This window comes from Streptomyces sp. NPDC004031, assembly GCF_053604375.1.
This window is the reverse complement of record NZ_JBSGHL010000098.1, coordinates 1-16,241: the sequence shown is the minus strand read 5'-3', so window position 1 is coordinate 16,241 and position 16,241 is coordinate 1. Positions and strand designations below refer to the sequence as shown.

Annotated in this window: 16 protein-coding genes; 3 read left to right on the top strand and 13 right to left on the bottom strand. The window is 72.2% G+C overall.

Features of this window, described 5'->3' with window-relative positions:
• The first annotated feature begins 168 nt into the window (after window positions 1-168).
• Window positions 169-978 (top strand): thioredoxin domain-containing protein, encoded by an 810-nt coding sequence (locus ACWERV_RS35390; RefSeq protein WP_452940881.1) that lies wholly within the window; start codon window positions 169-171, stop codon window positions 976-978.
• A gap of 67 nt (window positions 979-1,045) precedes the next feature.
• On the opposite strand, the gene ACWERV_RS35385 is transcribed toward ACWERV_RS35390, so the two are convergent.
• The 6 genes from ACWERV_RS35385 to ACWERV_RS35360 all read right to left on the bottom strand — a co-directional run bounded on the left by ACWERV_RS35385 (window position 1,046) and on the right by ACWERV_RS35360 (window position 6,050).
• Window positions 1,046-1,618, bottom strand: a complete 573-nt coding sequence (locus ACWERV_RS35385) for a dienelactone hydrolase family protein (protein WP_452940880.1) — start codon at window positions 1,616-1,618, stop codon at window positions 1,046-1,048.
• Between the two features lie 86 nt (window positions 1,619-1,704).
• A complete protein-coding gene (locus tag ACWERV_RS35380) occupies window positions 1,705-3,294 on the bottom strand; it encodes a Na+/H+ antiporter (protein ID WP_398191294.1) in 1,590 nt (529 codons plus the stop codon).
• Window positions 3,295-3,422: 128 nt separating this feature from the next.
• The gene (locus ACWERV_RS35375) at window positions 3,423-3,836 is read right to left on the bottom strand and encodes a GNAT family N-acetyltransferase (RefSeq protein ID WP_398191309.1); all 414 of its coding nucleotides are present in this window, start codon (window positions 3,834-3,836) and stop codon (window positions 3,423-3,425) included.
• 50 nt (window positions 3,837-3,886) lie between these two features.
• The gene (locus tag ACWERV_RS35370) at window positions 3,887-4,828 is read right to left on the bottom strand and encodes an RluA family pseudouridine synthase (RefSeq protein WP_398191291.1); all 942 of its coding nucleotides are present in this window, start codon (window positions 4,826-4,828) and stop codon (window positions 3,887-3,889) included.
• A gap of 73 nt (window positions 4,829-4,901) precedes the next feature.
• Window positions 4,902-5,498 (bottom strand): signal peptidase II, encoded by a 597-nt coding sequence (gene lspA, locus ACWERV_RS35365; RefSeq protein WP_452940878.1) that lies wholly within the window; start codon window positions 5,496-5,498, stop codon window positions 4,902-4,904.
• A 90-nt stretch (window positions 5,499-5,588) separates the two neighbouring features.
• The gene (locus ACWERV_RS35360) at window positions 5,589-6,050 is read right to left on the bottom strand and encodes a TraR/DksA family transcriptional regulator (protein WP_452940876.1); all 462 of its coding nucleotides are present in this window, start codon (window positions 6,048-6,050) and stop codon (window positions 5,589-5,591) included.
• A 34-nt stretch (window positions 6,051-6,084) separates the two neighbouring features.
• Between ACWERV_RS35360 and ACWERV_RS35355 the strand changes: the two genes are divergently transcribed.
• Window positions 6,085-6,357, top strand: a complete 273-nt coding sequence (locus ACWERV_RS35355) for a hypothetical protein (protein ID WP_452940874.1) — start codon at window positions 6,085-6,087, stop codon at window positions 6,355-6,357.
• Window positions 6,358-6,820: 463 nt separating this feature from the next.
• The gene (ileS, locus tag ACWERV_RS35350) at window positions 6,821-9,967 is read left to right on the top strand and encodes an isoleucine--tRNA ligase (protein WP_452940872.1); all 3,147 of its coding nucleotides are present in this window, start codon (window positions 6,821-6,823) and stop codon (window positions 9,965-9,967) included.
• A 154-nt stretch (window positions 9,968-10,121) separates the two neighbouring features.
• Here the strand turns inward: ileS and ACWERV_RS35345 are convergent, their stop codons facing one another.
• The 7 genes from ACWERV_RS35345 to ACWERV_RS35315 form a co-directional block, all read right to left on the bottom strand.
• Window positions 10,122-11,309: a DivIVA domain-containing protein gene (locus tag ACWERV_RS35345; protein WP_398191276.1), complete on the bottom strand. Its 1,188-nt coding sequence runs from the start codon at window positions 11,307-11,309 to the stop codon at window positions 10,122-10,124.
• Between the two features lie 46 nt (window positions 11,310-11,355).
• Window positions 11,356-11,643, bottom strand: a complete 288-nt coding sequence (locus ACWERV_RS35340) for a YggT family protein (RefSeq protein ID WP_398191273.1) — start codon at window positions 11,641-11,643, stop codon at window positions 11,356-11,358.
• 59 nt (window positions 11,644-11,702) lie between these two features.
• Window positions 11,703-12,320: a cell division protein SepF gene (gene sepF / locus ACWERV_RS35335; protein ID WP_031523375.1), complete on the bottom strand. Its 618-nt coding sequence runs from the start codon at window positions 12,318-12,320 to the stop codon at window positions 11,703-11,705.
• A 98-nt stretch (window positions 12,321-12,418) separates the two neighbouring features.
• Window positions 12,419-13,189, bottom strand: a complete 771-nt coding sequence (locus ACWERV_RS35330; RefSeq protein WP_452940869.1) for a YggS family pyridoxal phosphate-dependent enzyme — start codon at window positions 13,187-13,189, stop codon at window positions 12,419-12,421.
• Window positions 13,186-13,923 carry a peptidoglycan editing factor PgeF gene (gene pgeF / locus ACWERV_RS35325; RefSeq protein WP_452940867.1) on the bottom strand — a complete coding sequence of 246 codons (738 nt, stop codon included), beginning with the start codon at window positions 13,921-13,923 and terminating at the stop codon, window positions 13,186-13,188. The genes ACWERV_RS35330 and pgeF overlap by 4 nt, the downstream gene beginning before the upstream one ends.
• Before the next feature lie 10 nt (window positions 13,924-13,933).
• Window positions 13,934-15,166: a cell division protein FtsZ gene (ftsZ, locus tag ACWERV_RS35320; RefSeq protein ID WP_452940866.1), complete on the bottom strand. Its 1,233-nt coding sequence runs from the start codon at window positions 15,164-15,166 to the stop codon at window positions 13,934-13,936.
• A gap of 261 nt (window positions 15,167-15,427) precedes the next feature.
• Entirely contained in the window at window positions 15,428-16,099 is a 672-nt protein-coding gene (locus ACWERV_RS35315) for a cell division protein FtsQ/DivIB (RefSeq protein WP_452940864.1), read from the bottom strand.
• Between the last annotated feature and the right edge of the window lie 142 nt (window positions 16,100-16,241).

The window sequence follows — 16,241 nt, the reverse complement described above, 5'->3', positions numbered from 1 at the left end:
GGGGCGGGCGAACTGCCCGCCGTCGCCGGGAGCGCCCGGCGCCGGGAACTGGCCGGTGTCGCCGGGGCGGCCCTGGACGGGGAACTGCCCGGTCCGCCCGTCCCGGTCGCTCTCTGACCGCAGGACCGGCACACCCCACACCCACACGCGTATCCACGGAGATCTGTCATGAGCCAGCGCAACAGCAAGACCGCCAAGGCCGCCGCCCGGGAGCGGCTGCGCATCCAGCGCGAGAAGGAGGCCAAGCGCGCCAAGGTCCGCCGCCAGCTGCTGGTCGCCGGCGGCGTCGTGGCCCTGGTCGCGATAGCCGGCGGCGTCGCCTACGCCGTCAACGAGATGAACAAGCCCAGCTACTGGTCGCAGGCGGCCAAGGACAAGCTGGTCAAGCCCGCCAACACCTCGGGCAAGGACGGCACCACGGTCATCGTCGGCGACCCGAAGAACAAGAACGTCGTCAAGGAGTACGAGGACCTGCGCTGCCCGATCTGCGCCGCCTACGAGCAGGCCGCCGGTGACGCGGTGCTGCAGGGCGCCAAGGACGGCAAGTACCAGATCGACTACACCTTCGCGACCTTCATCGACAACCACGACAACGGCCAGGGTTCCAAGCGCGCGCTGAGCGCCCTCGGCGCCGCCCTGAACGTCTCGGTGGACGCCTTCGAGGAGTACCACAAGGCGCTCTACTCCGAGAAGAACCACCCCGACGAGACCAAGGACGACTACAAGAGCGCCGACAAGCTCATCTCGATCGCCCAGCAGGTCCCCGCGCTCAAGGGCAACGCCAAGTTCTCCGACGCGGTCAAGAAGGGCACCTTCGACCGCTGGGCGCTGGCGATGAGCGACAAGTACAACAGCTCGTCCTCCGACGTCCAGCAGGGCGGCACCCCGTACGTCCTGGTCAACGGCACCCCCGTCAAGGTGCCGGGGCTGACCTCGGACCAGGTGGTGCAGGCCTTCGACGCCCAGCTCAAGAAGTGACGCGGCTCACGTAGCCGTACGGCCCGGCGGCCGGGTGGGGGCATCCCCGCCCGGCCGCCGCCGCAGGTCAGGCCTCCAGCTCGCGGAGGAAGTCCAGCGCGATCGCCCACGTCCGCTCCGCAGCCTCGGCGTCGTAGTCGGGCAGCTCCGGGTCGGTGAAGATGTGGCCCGCGCCGCGGTAGCGGTGGACCTCCACATCGGCGCCCGCCCGGCGCATCCGCAGATACCAGGCGTTCAGCCAGTCGTCCGACTCGAAGGGATCCGGGTCGGCCACGTGCAGCTGCACCGGGATGCCGGTGGCGGCGTCGTCGGCGATGTCCGAGGTGCCGTGCAGGAGCAGCAGCCCGCGGGCCTTCTCGTCGCCGAGCGCCAGATTCTGCGCGATCGAGCCGCCGAGGGAGAACCCGGCGTAGACGGCGCCGCTCTCGGAGTACGGGGCCGCCGCCGTCACCGCGCGGCGCAGCAGCTCCTCCCGGCCGATCTCGTCCCGCAGCGCCAGGCCTTCCTCAGGGGTGTCGGCCGTCCGGCCGTCGTACAGGTCCGGCACCACGACCTCGTGGCCCGCGGCCCGCAGCCGCTCCGCTGCGTCCCGCACGGCGGGCCGCAGCCCGTACATGGAGTGGAAGAGGACGATCGTCACGGCGGCTCCCTCGCTTCTGCCTGCTGCGTCTTGCGGGTCCCATCGTGCCAGCCCCCACCGACAGTCCCGGGCCCGGTGCCCGCGGGTCAGCCGCGCATCGAGCGCAGGTCCAGGTGCCGCAGCACCCGGTCGACGACCTCCGGGTCGTTGCCCGGCTCGCTGCGCGCGGCCAGCACCTCGTGGCGGGCGGCGGACATCATGTCGTCCTGGATCCGGCGCAGCGACCTGACGCGCTTGATCCGGCGCGCGTGCGACTCGCGCCGTTCCTCGTCGACGATGTCCGGCGAGATCCGCGCGCCCATGTCGAAGGCCCGCCGGTGCAGCATCTCCGACAACTCCTCGTCGATCGGCTCGTTCTCCTCGATCTCCTTGAGCCGGGTGCGTGCCGCGGCCATCGCGCGGACCGCCAGTTCGTGCTCCAGCTCGTGCTCGGCGTCGATGTCGCTGCTCACCCCGAGCCGCTTGACCAGCCAGGGCAGGGTCAGGCCCTGGAGGACGAGGGTGGCCAGCACCACGGCGAAGGCGATGAAGAGGAGTTCGGGGCGGGCCGGGAAGGCACCGGCGTGGTCGGTCTCCAGCGGGATGGCGAGCGCCAGCGCGACCGACGCCACCCCGCGCATCCCGGACCACCACATGACGACGGTCTCCCGCCATGTCATCGGGATGTCCTCGTCCATGTCGCGCAGCTTGTGCAGCCGCCGGGCCACCCACGCGGCCGGCAGCAGCCACACCAGCCGCACCCCGACGACCACGGCGACGACGAGCAGCGCGTCCCGCGTCATCGGCCCCCAGTTGCCGGCGCCGACGCTGAAGACGTGGTGCAGCTCCAGGCCGATGAGCCCGAAGGCGATGCCGGTGACCAGCGTGTCGATGATCTGCCAGAACGTGGTGCCGGCCAGCCGCGCGGTCACGTCGTCGGCCTCGAAGGCGTACTCGGCGAGGAAGAGCCCACTGGTCAGCACCGCGAGCACGCCCGAGCCGGACAGTTCCTCGGCGATGGCGTACGAGGCGAAGGGCACCAGCAGCGACAGCCCGACCTGGAGTGTCGGGTCGCCCACCACGCCCATGAGCTTGTTGGCGCCCCAGCCGAGCACCAGCCCCACCACGACCGCGACGACCGCGGACAGCACGAACTCCAGCAGCGCGTGCCCCACCGAGAAGTGCCCGGAGACCGCCGCGTCGACGGCCACGTGGTAGAGCACGATCGCCGTGACGTCGTTGAAGAGCCCCTCGCCCTCCAGGATCGAGATCATGCGGCGCGGCAGCCCGAGGCGGCCCGCCACCGCGGTCGCCGCGACCGGGTCGGGCGGCGCCACGAGCGCGCCCAGTGTGAAGGCCGCGGCCACCGTGATGCCCGGCACCACCGCGTCCACGACGGCGGCGACCGCCGTCGTGGTGACGAAGACCAGTGCCACCGCGAGCAGGAAGATCGCCCGCCGGTTGGCCGCGAACTGCCGCCACGAGGTGCGCTGCACCGCGGCGTACAGCAGTGGCGGGAGCAGCAGCGGCAGGATGAAGTCCGGATCGATGCGGACGTTGGGAACCTGCGGGATCAGCGCCAGGACCCCGCCGAACAGCGTCATGAGCACCGGCGCGGGCAGTGCCAGCCGGTCGCCGAGCGGCACCGTCACGACGGCCGCGAGCATGAGCGAGAAGAACAGGGCGAGCTGGTCCACGCCCGCCAGCGTGCCTTGCGGGGTGCGCTACGGCCGCGGGGCGCGCCGCAGGCCGCCCGAGCGATCCCCCGCGCCGCCGCGGCGCCGCCGCGCCCCCGAACGGCCGTACGGGTGCGGGCCGCGCGGGTTCAGGGCCGCCAGGTGCGGCGCATCGCGCGGTGGGCGATCCCGGCGTCCTGGAACTGCGGGCCGTACGCGGTGTAGCCGAGCTTCTCGTAGAAGCCGATGGCGTGCACCTGGGCCTCCAGGTAGACGCCCGCGAGGCCGAGCCGCCCGGCCTCCTCCTCCAGCGCCCGCACCAGCAGCGCGCCCAGGCCCGTACCGCGCGCGGCCTTCAGCACCGCGAGCCGGCCGAGCACCGCGAGCTGCTCGTCGCCGCCGTTCTTCGCCGCGGCGTCCGCGCCGAGCAGCAGCCGCCCGGTGCCCGCGCCCTCGGCGAGCGCGTGCACGGCCCGGCCGTCCTTGCCGTCCCACTCCAGCTCCGCCGGGACGCCCTGCTCCACCACGAAGACCTCGTGCCGGATGGCGTGCACGGCGGCCATGCCCGCGGTGTCCCCGGCCACGATCACCCGCACCCCGGTCGCCGGGGCGCTCACCGGCTCTCCGCCCGCACCGTCTCCAGCGCGTGCTCCAGGTCCGGCGGGTACTCGCTGCTGAACTCCACCCAGGAGCCGTCCGCCGGGTGCTCGAAGCCCAGCCGCTTGGCGTGCAGCCACTGCCGGGTCAGGCCCAGCCGGCGGGCCATCGTCGGGTCGGCGCCGTAGGTGAGGTCACCGACGCAAGGGTGGCGGTGCGCGGACATGTGCACCCGGATCTGGTGGGTGCGGCCCGTCTCCAGCTTGATGTCGAGCAGGCTGGCGGAGCGGAAGGCCTCGATCAGGTCGTAGTGCGTCACCGACGGCTTGCCGTCCGCGACGACCGCCCACTTGTAGTCGTGCGTGGGGTGCCGGCCGATGGGCGCGTCGATGGTGCCGCTCAGCGGGTCGGGGTGGCCCTGCACGAGCGCGTGGTAGCGCTTGTCCACGACCCGCTCCCGGAACTGCTGCTTGAGCAGGCTGTAGGCGTTCTCCGACTTCGCCACGACCATCAGCCCGGACGTCCCGACGTCCAGCCGGTGCACGATGCCCTGCCGCTCGGCGGCGCCGGAGGTGGCGATCCGGTAGCCCGCCGCGGCCAGCCCGCCGATCACGGTCGGCCCGGACCACCCGGGGCTCGGGTGCGCGGCCACCCCCACGGGCTTCATGATCACCACGACGTCGTCGTCGTCGTGGACGATCTCCATGCCCTCCACGGGCTCCGCGACGACCCGCACGGGGGCCGCGGGCGCGGGCATCTCAACCTCCAGCCACGCACCCCCGTGCACCCGCTCCGACTTCCCCGCGACCGACCCGTCCAGCGACACCTTGCCGTCCGCGGCGAGCTCGGCGGCCTTGGTCCTGGAAAAGCCGAACATACGGGCGAGGGCGGCGTCGACGCGTTCGCCCTCCAGGCCGTCGGGCACGGGCAACGAGCGGATTTCGGGTGCGGTACTCACCCGGTCGAGTATGCCGGACCCGCGGACCCCGGGTTCCCGCTCCCCCGGCGGGGGGCGGCCGCCCGGCCGGAGGTCAGTCGCGGTGGCGGGTGCCGTCGGGGTCGATACCGCGGAAGGAGAGCAGGACGATCAGCACGCCACCGCAGGTGATCGCCGAGTCGGCGAGGTTGAAGACCGCGAAGTGCTCGGGGGCGATGAAGTCGACGACATGGCCCTGAAGGCCGCCGGGCGCGCGGAAGACACGGTCGGTGAGGTTACCGAAGGCGCCGCCGAGGAGCAGTCCGAGGGCGACGGCCCAGGGCGCGCTGTACAGGCGGCGGGACAGCCGGACGATGACGACGATCACACCGGTCGCGATGCATGTGAAGACGATCGTCATGCCCTGGCCCATGCCGAAGGCGGCGCCTCCGTTGCGCAGCGCGTCGAGCCGCAGGTAGTGCCCGAGCACGTCGATCGAGTCATGGCCTTCGAGGCTCTTGACGACCCAGATCTTGGAGAGCAGGTCGAGCAGGTACGCGAAGGCCGCGACGCCCGCCAGCACGAGGATGCGGCGGTTGCGGACCGCGGTGGACGGGGCGGCGGGGGCGTCCGCGGCGGGCTGCGCGGGGTCTTCCGTCCGCCCCGGGGCGTCGTCGTCCGGCGTGATGATGGTGCGCTCCGCTTCCGTCACGTGGTCCCTCAGCCCTCAGCACGTACGGGCCGGTGCGCCCGCCTGTGACGAGGGTACGGCACCGGCCGCGGACGGGTCATCGGCCGCGGGTCACCGCCGTTCCTGGCGCTGTTTGTCGTCGAGGCACAAGGTGGCGCGGGGGAAGGCCTGCATCCTGGCCTTGCCGATCGGGTTGCCGCACACCTCGCACAGCCCGTACGTGCCCTCGTCGAGGCGCCGCAGGGCGTGCTCGGCCTGCTGGAGCGTCTCGCGGGTGTTGGCGGCGAGCGCCAGCTCGTACTCCCGGCTGATGTTCTTGGCGCCGGTGTCGGCCTCGTCGCCGCCGCTGTCGGCGCCGTCCCGCAGCAGGCCGGCGACGGCCTGCTCGGAGGACTCGATCTCGGCGCGGAGCCGGTCGACCTCCCCGGTCAGCTCGGCGCGGGCCTCCGCGACCTCCTCGGGCGTCCACGGATCCTCGCCGGGCAGGACCGCGAGGTCTCCGGCTGCGGCCGCGCCGCGCGCCGCAGGGACGCCGCTCGCGGCCGTACCGGCCGCCGTCTTCTCCACTCCCACAGTGCCAGCTCCTGTCTCGGGCCCGTCATGACCGGTGCGCTCGTCGCTCACCGGTTTCTTCCCGGCTGCGGCCTTCTTCCCACCTGCCGGGGCGGCCGAAGCTGTCTTCTTGGCGGCGGTCTTGCCTGCCGGTGCCTTGGCGGCGGCCTTCTTCGCCGTCTTCCTCGCCGATTTCCTGGCCGTTTTCCTGGCGGCTTTCTCGGCCGGCTCCTGTGCCGCCTGCTTCGCGGGTTCTTCCGCCGGTTCTTCCGCCGGCTGGTCCGCCGACTCCTTCACGGCCATGACCGCGACCCCTTCGCATCCGTGAGCTGGTGCCCAGCTCACCGCCGGGTATTCCGGTACATGGCGCAACGATGCGCGACAGCCGCCGCCCCGGCGCGCGGAGCAGGCCATTCGGGTCAGCGGGCCGCCGCGGGCCGGTCCGCCGGGCGGCGGCGGAAAACCCGGCGGCGCGGGTCCGCGCGCGGCCGTACACTGAGCGGCAGCGAACCGGCGTGGATGGGACGAGTAGCGCCGCACGCAGCCGAGAGCGACCCGGGGACGGTGGAAGCCCGGGGGTGTGCGCGGGGTGAAGATCAGCCCGGAGCCGCCGGAAGAAAACCCGTGGGACCGCGCCGTCGGCCGCCGGGTGAGTAGAACCGGCATCGCTGACCCCAATGAGGGGGCGGTGGGAAGTCCTCCACCGCCAAGAAGGGTGGTACCGCGGGAGCGCTCCGGCGTCCTCGTCCCTTCGACGGAGTGTCCCAGCGTCCGCCGGAGGAAAGTCCGCGATGAGCCCGACCAGCCAGCCGCAGTATCGCCAGGTGCCCGCGCAGGTCGACCTGCCCGCTCTCGAACACGAGGTGCTGGAGCTGTGGCGCGAGCGCAAGACGTTCGCCCGCTCCGTGGAGCAGAGCCGCGGACTGCCCGACTGGATCTTCTACGAGGGCCCGCCGACCGCGAACGGCATGCCCGGCGCCCACCACATCGAGGCCCGGGTCTTCAAGGACGTCTTCCCGCGCTTCAAGACGATGCAGGGCCACCACGTGACCCGCAAGGCGGGCTGGGACTGCCACGGCCTGCCCGTGGAGCTGGCCGTCGAGAAGGAGCTGGGCTTCACCGGCAAGCAGGACATCGAGGCGTACGGCATCGCGGAGTTCAACGCCAGGTGCCGCGCGTCGGTGACCCGGCACACCGACGCCTTCGCCGAGCTGACCACCCGGATGGGCTACTGGGTGGACCTGGACGACGCCTACCGCACGATGGACCCGGAATACGTCGAGTCGGTGTGGTGGTCGCTCAAGCAGATCTTCGACAAGGGCCTGCTGGTGCAGGACTACCGGGTCGCCCCGTGGTGCCCGCGCGACCAGACCGGCCTGTCCGACCACGAGCTGGCGCAAGGCTACGAGACGGTCGTCGACCCGTCGGTCTACGTCCGCTTCCCGCTCACCAGCGGCCCGCTCGCCGGGCGCGCGGCACTGCTGGTGTGGACGACCACGCCGTGGACGCTGGTGTCCAACACCGCGGTCGCCGCGCACCCGGACGTCCGCTACGTGGTGGCCACCGACGGCACCGAGCAGCTGGTCGTCGCCGAGCCGCTGCTCGGCAAGGCGCTCGGCGAAGGCTGGGAGCCGACCGGCGAGACCTTCACCGGCCGCGAGATGGAGCGCTGGACGTACGAGCGGCCCTTCACCCTCGTCGAGATCCCGGACGCGCACTTCGTGCTCAACGCCGAGTACGTCACCACCGAGGACGGCACGGGCCTGGTCCACCAGTCCCCCGCCTTCGGCGAGGACGACCTCAAGGCCTGCCGCGCGTACGGCCTGCCGGTGGTCAACCCGGTGCGCCGGGACGGCACCTTCGAGCCCGAGGTGCCGCTCGTCGGCGGGGTCTTCTTCAAGAAGGCCGACGAGGCACTGGTCGCCGAGCTGACCGCGAACGGCAGGCTCTTCCGGCACGTCCCCTACGAGCACAGCTACCCGCACTGCTGGCGCTGCCACACCGCGCTCCTCTACTACGCGCAGCCCTCCTGGTACATCAGGACGACCGCGGTCAAGGACGCGATGCTGCGCGAGAACGAGCGCACCACCTGGTACCCGGAGTCCGTCAAGCACGGCCGCTTCGGCGACTGGCTGGACAACAACGTCGACTGGGCGCTGTCCCGCAGCCGCTACTGGGGCACCCCGCTGCCGATCTGGGTCTGCGAGGAGGAGCACCTCACGTGCGTCGGCTCGCTCGCCGAACTGGGCGAGCTGACCGGCACCGACCAGTCGGGCCTGGACCCGCACCGCCCCTACATCGACGAGGTCACCTTCGCGTGCGGCCGCTGCGGCAGCACCGCGACCCGGGTGCCCGAGGTCATCGACGCCTGGTACGACTCGGGGTCGATGCCCTTCGCGCAGTGGGGCTACCCGTACCGCAACAAGGACGTCTTCGAGCGCACCTACCCCGCGCAGTTCATCTCCGAGGCGATCGACCAGACCCGCGGCTGGTTCTACACGCTGATGGCCGTCGGCACCCTGGTCTTCGACCGCTCCGCGTACGAGAACGTGGTGTGCCTGGGCCACATCCTCGCCGAGGACGGCCGCAAGATGTCCAAGCACCTCGGCAACATCCTGGAGCCGATCCCGCTCATGGACCAGCACGGCGCCGACGCGGTGCGCTGGTTCATGGCCGCCGGCGGCTCCCCCTGGGCCGCCCGCCGGGTCGGCCACGGCACGATCCAGGAGGTCGTGCGCAAGACGCTGCTCACCTACTGGAACACCGTCGCCTTCCAGGCCCTGTACGCCCGCACGTCCGGCTGGGCGCCCTCCGCGTCCGACCCGGCCGTCGCCGACCGCCCGCTGCTCGACCGCTGGCTGGCCGGTGAACTCAACGTCCTCGTACGGGACGTCACCGAGGCGCTGGAGTCCTTCGACACCCAGCGCGCCGGCAAGCTGCTGTCCGCCTTCGTCGACGACCTGTCCAACTGGTACGTCCGCCGCTCCCGCCGCCGCTTCTGGCAGGGCGACGCGGCCGCGCTGCGCACCCTGCACGACGTGGTCGAGACGGTGACCCGGCTGATGGCGCCGCTGGTGCCGTTCATCACCGAACGCGTCTGGCAGGACCTCGTCGTGCCCGTCGTGCCGGACGCGCCGGACTCGGTCCACCTCGCGAGCTGGCCGGTCGCCGACGAGACGCTCATCGACCCGGCGCTGTCCACCCGCATGCAGCTGGTGCGCCGCCTGGTCGAGCTGGGCCGCGCCACCCGCGCCGAGTCCGGCGTCAAGACCCGGCAGCCGCTGCGCCGCGCGCTCGTCGCCGCCGCGGGCTTCGAGGACCTCACCGACGAACTGCGGGCCCAGATCGCCGACGAGCTGAACGTCTCCTCGCTGGCGTCCCTCTCCGAGGTCGGCGGCTCGCTGGTCGACGCCACCGCGAAGGCCAACTTCCGGGTGCTGGGCAAGCGGTTCGGCAAGGGCGTCCAGGCGGTCGCCGCCGCCGTGGCCGCCGCGGACGCGGCCGCGCTCTCCGCGGAGCTGCGGGAGCGGGGGGTGACCTCGGTGGCCGTCGACGGGGAGACCGTCGAACTGTCCCCGGAAGAGGTCATCATCACCGAGACCCCGCGCGAGGGCTGGTCGGTGGCCTCCGACTCCGGCGCCACGGTCGCCCTCGACCTGGAGATCACCCCCGAGCTGCGGCTCGCGGGCCTGGCCCGCGACGTCATCCGGCTCGTCCAGGAGGCCCGCAAGAACAGCGGCCTCGACGTGGCCGACCGGATCGCCGTCCGCTGGACGACGACCAACCCCGAGCTGGCCTCCGCGCTGGCCGCGCACGCCGCGCTCATCTCGGAGGAGGTCCTCGCCGTCGACTTCGCGGAGGGCGCCCCCTCGGCGGACTTCGGCTCCCCCTTCACAGACGAGCCCCTGTCCCTGAGCTTCTCCTTGCGGAGGGCGTGAGCAAGGGCCCCGCAGGGGCGCGTGGGGGCACCCCCCCCCACGCGCCCCTGCGGTGCCCGGCGCCGCAGGCGCACGCTCGCGCAAAAGGGCCGGGCCTCCGCGGGGTGCAACCCCCGGGAGGCCCGGCCCTGAACAGCTCGGCGCAGCGCGGCGCCTAGTTGTCGTCCTCGTCGATGAGGAAACCCCTCATCGGCGTGGGCGCCTGCTGGAGCGGGGACGGCCCGCCCTGCGGGCGAACAGGAGCCATCGGCTGCGTCATCGCAGGCGACATCTGCTGCTGGCCACCGTACGTCGGGCCGGGCGTGTGACCGCCCATGCCCTGGCCGCCGCCGAAGGCCGGGGCGGAGCCGTTGTGGCTCATCGCACCCGCACCGGCGGGAGCCATCCCGTTCATGCCGCCGCTCATCCCGTTGCCGCCCATCGACCCGGCCATCGGCGACGCCGCCGCCGGGAGGGAGGGCGCGGACGGGGTGGTGCGCGGCGGGGCGAGGGAGTCGTCCGCCTGGTTCTCCAGCTGGCGCAGCTGGGACTCCAGGTAGGACTTCAGCCGCGTGCGGTACTCCCGCTCGAAGCCGCGCAGGTCCTCGACCTTGCGCTCCAGCGTGGCGCGGGCGGACTCCAGGGAGCCCATCGCGACGCGGTGCTTCTCCTGGGCGTCCCGCTCCAGCGCGTCGGCCTTGGCACGGGCGTCCCGCTCCAGGCCCTCGGCGCGGCTGCGGGCCTCGCCGACGATCTTGTTGGCCTCGGAACGGGCCTCCGCGATCGCCTGGTCGGCGGTCTGCTGGGCGAGCGAGAGCACGCGGGCCGCGCTGTCGCCGCCGGGACCCTGCTGCTGCATCGGGTGGCCGCCGGGGCCGCCCTGCATGGGGTGCTGACCCATCGGGCCGGGACCCTGCTGCTGCATCGGGTGCTGGCCCATGGGGCCGGGGCCGCCCTGCATCGGGTGCTGGCCCATCGGGCCGGGACCCTGCTGCTGCATCGGGTGCTGGCCGGGGCCAGGACCGTGCTGCTGGGCGCTGGGGCCGGGGGGCAGCTGCGGCATGCCGCCCTGCTGCGGGGGCGGACCCATCTGCTGCGGCATCTGCTGCTGCACCGGCTGCGGTCCGGATATGGCAGCGGGCACCGGCCGGTCCTGCGGCTCGGGCTTGCGCTGGCTGGCCTGGGCCGCGGCACGAGTCGCGGCGGCCAGTTTGGCGCGCAGGTCCTCGTTCTCACGGAGCAGGCGGGTCAGTTCCGCCTCCACCTCGTCGAGGAAGGCGTCGACCTCATCCTCGTCATAGCCCTCACGGAGGCGGACGGTCGTGAACTGCTTGTTCCGAACGTCCTCGGGGGTCAACGGCATCTCTTCACCTCAACGTGATCGTCGACATATCGGGAGCTCGCACCGTTCACATGAAGCTCCCAACAACGTAGATCAGGATGTAAACGATGATCATCAGTACGAAGAAGGACAGGTCGAGCGCCACACCCCCGAGGCGCAGCGGCGGGATGAACCGCCGCAGAAGCTTCAGCGGCGGATCGGTGACAGTGTAAGTGCCCTCCAGGACCACCACCATCGCCTTGCCAGGGTGCCATGAGCGGGCGAACTGGAAGACGTAATCCATCACCAATCGGAAGATCAGCACAAAGAGGAAGCAGTACAACGCGATGTCCAGCACCTGGAGTGCGACACTCATCGCGCTTCCCTCTCCCCTGCTTCTCGGCCTGCCGGCCGGTCCCTGACGGTTGCGTTGGTTCAGCTCTGGTTGAAGAACCCGCCCTCGGCGATCCGGGCCTTGTCCTCCGCCGTGACATCGACGTTAGCAGGCGACAGCAGAAACACCTTCTGCGTCACCCGCTCGATGCTCCCGTGGAGGCCGAAGACCAGACCGGCCGCGAAGTCGACAAGTCGCTTCGCATCCGTGTCGTCCATCTCCGTCAAGTTCATGATCACCGGGGTGCCTTCGCGGAAGTGTTCCCCGATGGTACGGGCTTCGTTGTAGGTCCGGGGGTGAAGTGTCGTGATCCGGTAGGGCTCGCGTTCTGACACGACCTTGGGCATGATCACCGCTGCGTTCTTCTCCAGGCTGTGACGTTCGGGTGTGATGGACGCCACGGGGGCGATCCGCGGTTCGCGGGGTGCGGGAGCGTGGACGAGCCGCGGCGGTTCCTCCTGCTGCGGCTGGTGCGGGCTCGGCGCCACGTGCTGGCTGTGCGGTCGGCGGGGGGCGCGCTCCGGCTCGGCCGCGACACGCGCCGGGGGCGCGGGCACCTCCGGCTCGAACTCGTCATCCGGGTCAAAACCCGGGCCGTCGTACCCGTCGTCCTCCACGAGGCCGAGGTAGACCGCCATCTTGCGCATCGCGCCGGCCATGCTCTGCGTCCTCTCAGCGGGGTGTTGCGGTCCTCGGCCGTCCGCCGGGGACGGCCGCCACACCATATTTATGCTGTGGTCCGACTTGTTTGGTGACGTTACCGGAGCCCGGGACGGACTCCGAGTACCGCCGTTCCGACGCGCACATGTGTCGCTCCGGCCGCCACCGCTTCGTCGAGGTCCTGGCTCATCCCTGCCGAGACCATGGTGGCAGCCGGATGCGTCTCGCGCAGGCGGGATGAGATTTCCCTCAACCGGTCGAAGGCGGCGCGGGGTTGGCCCGCGTATGCCCCGGCCAGCGGCGCGACCGTCATGAGCCCGTCGAGCCGGAGCCCGGGGGCGGCCGCGATCGCGTCGGCGAGTTCGGGCACCGCGCCGGGTGCCACCCCGCCGCGCTCCCCGCGCCCGCCGGGACCCGCCGTCTCGTCGGCGTCCAGGGCGACTTGGACCAGGCAGCCGATGTGCCGCCCGGCGGCGGTGGCCGCGGCGGACAGCGCCCCGACCAGCCGGAGCCGGTCGACGGAGTGCACGTGGTCAGCGTAACCGACCACGGATCGCGCCTTGTTGGTCTGGAGTTGGCCCACGAAGTGCCAGCTGAGCGGCAGATCGGCGGTCTCCTGCGCCTTCTGCGCGGCCTCCTGGTCGCGGTTCTCGGCGACCTCGCGGACCCCGAGTCCGGCCAGCAGCCGTACGTCGGTGGCCGGGTAGGTCTTGGTGACCACGATCAGGGTGACGTCCGCGCGGTCGCGGCCCGCGGCGGCGCACGCGTCGGCGATGCGCTGCTCGACCCGGGCCAGGTTGGCGGCGAGCTGCGCGCCGCGCGCGGCGGCCTCCGCGGCAGTGCCGTCGGCGCCGTCCGTGCCGGTCATCGCGCACCGTCCAGCCACACGTAACCGGCGAGCCGGCCGGTGACCTTGTCGCGGCGGTAGGAGAAGTGGTCGGCGGATTCACGGGTGCACACGGCGGGTCCTTCCACGGCGCGCACTCCGGCGCGCAGCAGTTGGGCGCGCACTCCGGCGGCCACGTCGAGCGCCGGTGTGCCCCAACTCGTCTCGGCGTACGCCGCCGGTTCGACGGCTGCGACCGTGTCGCGCATCTCGGCGGGCACTTCATAGCATTTACCGCATACCGACGGGCCGAGGAGCGCTGTCATACGCTCCGGAGCCGCCCCGAGTGTGATCATCGTCTCGACCACGGCGGTCGCGATCCCCGCCGTCATCCCCGGCCGCCCGGCGTGCGCGGCGGCGGCGACCCCGGCGACCGGGTCGGCGAGCAGCACCGGGACGCAGTCGGCGGTGAGCACCCCGAGGGTGAGGTCGGCGCGGGTGGTGACGAGGGCGTCGACGGATCCGGCGGGCTCGTCGCCCCACGGCCGGTCGACGACGGCGACATCACGGCCGTGCACCTGGTTCATCCACACCACCCGCCCCGGGTCGCGGCCCAGTTCGCGGGCGGCCCGGTCGCGGTTGGCGGCGACGGCGGCCGGGTCGTCGCCGACCGCGCCGCCGAGGTTGAGGCTGTCGTAAGGAACGGCGCTCACCCCGCCCCACCGGTCGGTGAAGGCGAAATGCGCGCCGTTCGCTGTGCTGCGGTGCCCTATCACGTCCGGGCGGTCACTTCAGGAAGTCGGGGACGTCGAGCTCTTCGGCCGCGGTGTCCTGGTACGGCCGGGCCGGCGGGACCACCGGCGGGGTGACCGGGGGGACGGCGGTCTCGGCGACCGGCTCGGCCTCCCGCTCGGCCGGGATCGCCGACGGCACGCCGAGGCCGTTGAAGGGCGACACCGGACGCGGCTGCGACTCGGCGCCGCGGCCCGGACCGGCCGCGCCGGCGGTGCCGCCGTCGTGCGCGGAGTACGTCGAGCCCTGCGCCTTGTCCCGGCCGGCCTTGCTCGGCGGCTGGCCGCCGTCGAAGCCGGCCGCGATCACGGTGACCCGGACCTCGTCGCCGAGGGCGTCGTCGATGACGGCGCCGAAGATGATGTTGGCCTCCGGGTGGGCGGCCTCGCTCACCAGCTGGGCGGCCTCGTTGATCTCGAAGAGCCCGAGGTCGGAGCCGCCGGAGATGGACAGCAGCACCCCGCGGGCGCCGTCGATGGAGGCCTCCAGCAGCGGCGAGGAGATCGCCATCTCGGCGGCGGCCACCGCGCGGTCGTCGCCGCGGGCCGAGCCGATGCCCATGAGGGCGGAACCGGCCTCCGACATCACGGACTTCACGTCGGCGAAGTCCAGGTTGATCAGGCCCGGGGTGGTGATGAGGTCGGTGATGCCCTGCACACCGGACAGCAGCACCTGGTCGGCGGAGCGGAACGCGTCCAGCACGCTGACCTGGCGGTCCGAGATGGACAGCAGGCGGTCGTTGGGGATGACGATCAGGGTGTCGACGTTCTCCCGCAGGCCCGCGATGCCGTCCTCGGCCTGGTTGGCGCGGCGGCGGCCCTCGAAGGTGAACGGGCGGGTGACCACACCGATGGTCAGGGCGCCGAGCGAGCGGGCGATGTTGGCGACCACGGGGGCGCCGCCGGTGCCGGTGCCGCCGCCCTCACCCGCGGTGACGAAGACCATGTCGGCGCCCTTGAGCACCTCTTCGATCTCCTCGCGGTGGTCCTCGGCGGCCTTCCGGCCGACGTCCGGGTTCGCCCCGGCGCCGAGCCCGCGGGTCAGCTCGCGGCCGACGTCCAGCTTGACGTCGGCGTCGCTCATCAGCAGGGCCTGAGCATCGGTGTTGATCGCGATGAACTCGACGCCCTTGAGACCGACCTCGATCATCCGGTTGATGGCGTTGACGCCACCGCCGCCGATGCCGACGACCTTGATGACTGCGAGGTAGTTCTGCGGTGCTGCCACGTCGAAGGCCTCTCGCCTCGATTTACGAAGTGTGTGGGACGGTCGGTACGCTCGCCGGGCCGTTCCGAACCCTAACCCTGAGGTTTAGGGTTACCAGTATGCCTGTCCCATGTGTTCCTTTGGGACGAGACACTAAGTCGACAAGCGGTGGAGGTTCAACGAACACGCCGAACCTCCCGTTTTTCTTTTGACCCTATGTGATCACGCCCCGGTTCCGTGAACCAGGGGTCGAATACTAGCGAAGCGGACGTCCCGCACACGTCAACTTCCGGACGCCGCAGGGGCGGTGGGGGCGCTCACGTCGTAGTGCGTGGCGTGCGGCTCGGCCTTCATGAGCGCCGTGAGGACCGCCGCCTTCACGGCGCTGTCGTCGGCGCTCCCCCACATCACGTCGCGACCGCCGGTGAGTTCGACGGTGATCGCGTCGTAGGAACGCACCCGGATCGCGGTCGCGCGCCCGGCGAGCGAATCCGGCAGCCGGCCCGCGACGGTAATGGCGCCTTGCAGCAGTCTTTTTGTTCCGAAATGCCGAAAGCTCGCCGTCTGATCCGGTGTCAATTCCACCAGCGGCACCCCGTCCGGCGCCCGGTCGACGGTCGCGAAGCGCACCCCGTCCCGGTCGACCTCGGTGAACTTCGCGCCGCTTTTCAGGATCGCCGACGGGGTCCGCTCGGTGACGTCGATGCGCACGGTGTGCGGCCACCCCCGGTGCACCCGGGCGTCCTTCAGCCGGGGCAGCTCCTTCAGCAGCCGGGCGCGCACCGCCCCGGTGTCGACCGAGACCAGCGCCCCGCCCAGCGGGACCGCGGCGGCCTTGCGCACCTGTTCCGGGGTCAGCACCCCGGTGCCGTGCACGCTCACCGTGCGGGCCCGCAGCCACGGGGAGCCGTAGACCGCCCATGTGCCGCCGCCCAGCAGGACGGTGAGCGCCACCAGGACGATCAGCAGGGTGCGGCGCGAGGGCGGGGTGAGCCGGGGCCGCCGCCCGCCGCCGGACTCGCCCGGCGGACGGGCGGTGCCGGACGGGCGGCCGCCCGCCGCTCCCTCGGGCCGTCACCAGCACGTCCCGCTGCAG